General features: G+C 67.7%; 3 protein-coding genes. 1 reads left to right on the forward strand and 2 read right to left on the reverse strand.

Features of this window, described 5'->3' with window-relative positions; all coding sequences use genetic code 11:
- On the reverse strand, nucleotides 1-892 hold an 892-nt coding region (locus CCR87_RS00100; RefSeq protein ID WP_201155317.1), incomplete at its 3' end, for an ABC transporter substrate-binding protein.
- 258 nt (nucleotides 893-1,150) lie between these two features.
- Nucleotides 1,151-1,837: an orotate phosphoribosyltransferase gene (locus CCR87_RS00105; RefSeq protein WP_027289342.1), complete on the reverse strand. Its 687-nt coding sequence runs from the start codon at nucleotides 1,835-1,837 to the stop codon at nucleotides 1,151-1,153.
- 188 nt (nucleotides 1,838-2,025) lie between these two features.
- Between CCR87_RS00105 and thiM the strand changes: the two genes are divergently transcribed.
- Nucleotides 2,026-2,589 (forward strand): hydroxyethylthiazole kinase (gene thiM, locus CCR87_RS00110; protein ID WP_201155318.1); only part of this gene is annotated, 564 nt, incomplete at its 3' end.

The following is a 2,589-nucleotide window of genomic DNA, read 5'->3' on the forward strand; positions in this document are numbered from 1 at the left end:
CGTTGTGCAGGGCCACCGGCTGTTTGCCGTCGAACAGCTGTTCGGAGATCGCCTGCCGGTTGGCCCCATAGGCGAGTGCGCGACGCACCCGCCGGTCGCCGACGATCGGGTTCTCCAGATTGAACTCGATGTGCTCGTAGACCAGACCCGCCTGGTACTTGTACTGGAGGCGTTCGGGATGGCGCGTCTCCAGCGCCAGCACCTGGTCGATCGACATGCCGGTTTCGCCCGCGATCATGTCGACCGTGCCGGACAGAAGGTTGGCTTCCATCGCCGCGGTGTTCTGGATCGCGCGCACGATGATCCGGTCGAATTCCGGTTTCTTGCCGGGCCAGTGCGGGTTGCGTTCATAGACCGCGCGCACGCCGCGCTGGACCGAGACCATCCTGTACGGTCCCAGGTAGAGCCCGGGATCGGTCGGGTCGCGGTCGAAGGCGTTCTGGTTGCGGTACTGTGCCGGGTCCTGCGCGAACGCCGCGCGGTCGATGTGGCGGGGCAGGGGCGTTGGGACGGTGGCGTTGTAGTCGTAAGTGACCCGGTCGATGTGCACGACGAAGGTGCGGTCATTGACGATCTCGATATCGCGGATACGCGCGTAGATCTGCTGCGAGACGACGCCGGTCTTGGGGTGCTTGCCGACCTGCCAGGCGTACCGGATGTCGGCGCTGGTCACCGGCTCGCCGTCGGCCCAGCTCAAACCTTCTTTCAGCGTGTAGGTGACCGCGATCCCGGTGTCGCCGTTCGGCAGCTCCTCGCGTTCGGCCAGACCGTTTTCCAGCGTGGGCAGTTCGGTGCACAGCATGCACTGAAGCTCCCAATCCGGGCCGTAGGCAACGACCGGCCGGCGGGCCAGACCGTGCAGGTAGCTTTTCGCCAGCATGGCATCGAGCATCGGATGCCAGGTCGAGGGGAACTGCGAGATCGCGATCGTGAGCGTACGCTGGTCAGGACCGCCAGCCTGCTGGTTGGCATCGCCCGTGCCGGTGTCGCAGGCGGCGAGCGTGAGCAGCCCGATTAGGGCGAGATAACGCAGGGTGAGCGAGACCAGGCGGCGTATGACGGGGCCCTCGCGAGCTTCGGAGTGGTAAGCACGTGGGACAGCCTAACGCAGGTGGCCGGGCACGTCAGGCGTTTGGTAGCGCCTTACCCCTTACGTTACATCCGCGCTGGTCTTGCCGCCGTGGGCAGCGGACCAGTCGTTGGGGGCGTGCAGGAACTGCTCGACGACGGCGATCCCGGCCGCATCCAGGTAGGCATCTTCTTCCGCGACCGCGAGCGCGTCCCACCAAGTGGCGAGCGCGTGTAGCTGCACCCCGCGTTTGTCGAGCTGCGCGATGCCTTCGGGGAAGATACCGTAGTGGAAGACCACGAAGGCGTGACGCACCTCAGCCCCGGCGGTTTCCAGCGCGTCGACGAAGTTCAGCTTGGACCCCCCATCGGTCGCCAGATCCTCCATCAGCAGCACGCGCGCGCCCTCGGCCAGGTCGCCCTCGATCTGGGCGTTGCGGCCGAATCCCTTCGGCTTCTTGCGGACGTAGACCATCGGCAGGCCCAGCCGCTCGGCCAGCCAGGCGGAAAACGGGATACCGGCGGTCTCGCCACCCGCGACGGCGTCGAATGCTTCGTAGCCCGCTGCGTCCGACACCTGCTGGACGGCCATCTCCATCAGCTTCGCCCGTGCGCGCGGATAGGAGATGATCTTGCGGCAATCGACGTAGACCGGCGACTTGCGGCCGCTGGTGAAGGTGAACGGGTCGTCCGGGCGGAACAGCACCGCGCCGATCTCCATCAGGATGCGCGCGGTGGTGCGGGCGGTGTCGGTCGGCTGGTGCGGCATCTGGGAACGATCTCCTGGCTCACGCGGTCGTCAGGGCGTGATAGCCCGGCGGACCGGCCGGGAGCAACGGGCCGGGTGCAAGGGACCAAGCGCGCGTCTGCGTGGCTTGACCCGGGCGGCTGCTGTGCGATGGTTTGCGCCGCCGCCTGGCAAAAGCGTTAACCGACAAGTGAGAGACACGAGAGCCGATGAGCGAGCCCACGCCGCGCGTTTGCGACACGCTGGCCGAGGTGCGCACGCGCAACCCGCTTGTGCATTCGATCACCAACCTCGTCGCCATGGACCTGAGCGCGAACGTCCTGCTCGCCGTCGGCGCTTCGCCGGTGATGGCGCACGCGCGCGAGGAGATCGACGAAGTCGTGGCGGCGGCGAACGCGCTGGTGATCAACATCGGGACGCTGGACGCCGGTTGGGTGGACTCGATGGAGCAGGCCGCTGCTAAGGCGAGCGAGCTCGGCACGCCCTGGGTGCTCGACCCGGTCGGGGTGGGGGCGACGCGCTACCGCAACGAGGTGGCCGCGCGCCTGACCGCGCAGCAGCCGACCGTGATCCGCGGCAACGGGTCGGAAATCGTGGCGCTGGCCAACGCGGCCAGTGCCGGCGCGACGCGGGGCGTGGATTCCTCGATCGATTCGGCCGAGGCGCTGGATGCCGCGCGCGATCTGGCGCAGGCCAGCCAGGCGATCGTCGCGGTGACCGGCTCGGTCGACTACATCACCGATGGCAGCCGGGTGATCGCGGTCGCCAACGGT

It is taken from the genome of Rhodobaculum claviforme, assembly GCF_016653255.1.
Classification (GTDB): Bacteria; Pseudomonadota; Alphaproteobacteria; order Rhodobacterales; family Rhodobacteraceae; genus Rhodobaculum; species Rhodobaculum claviforme.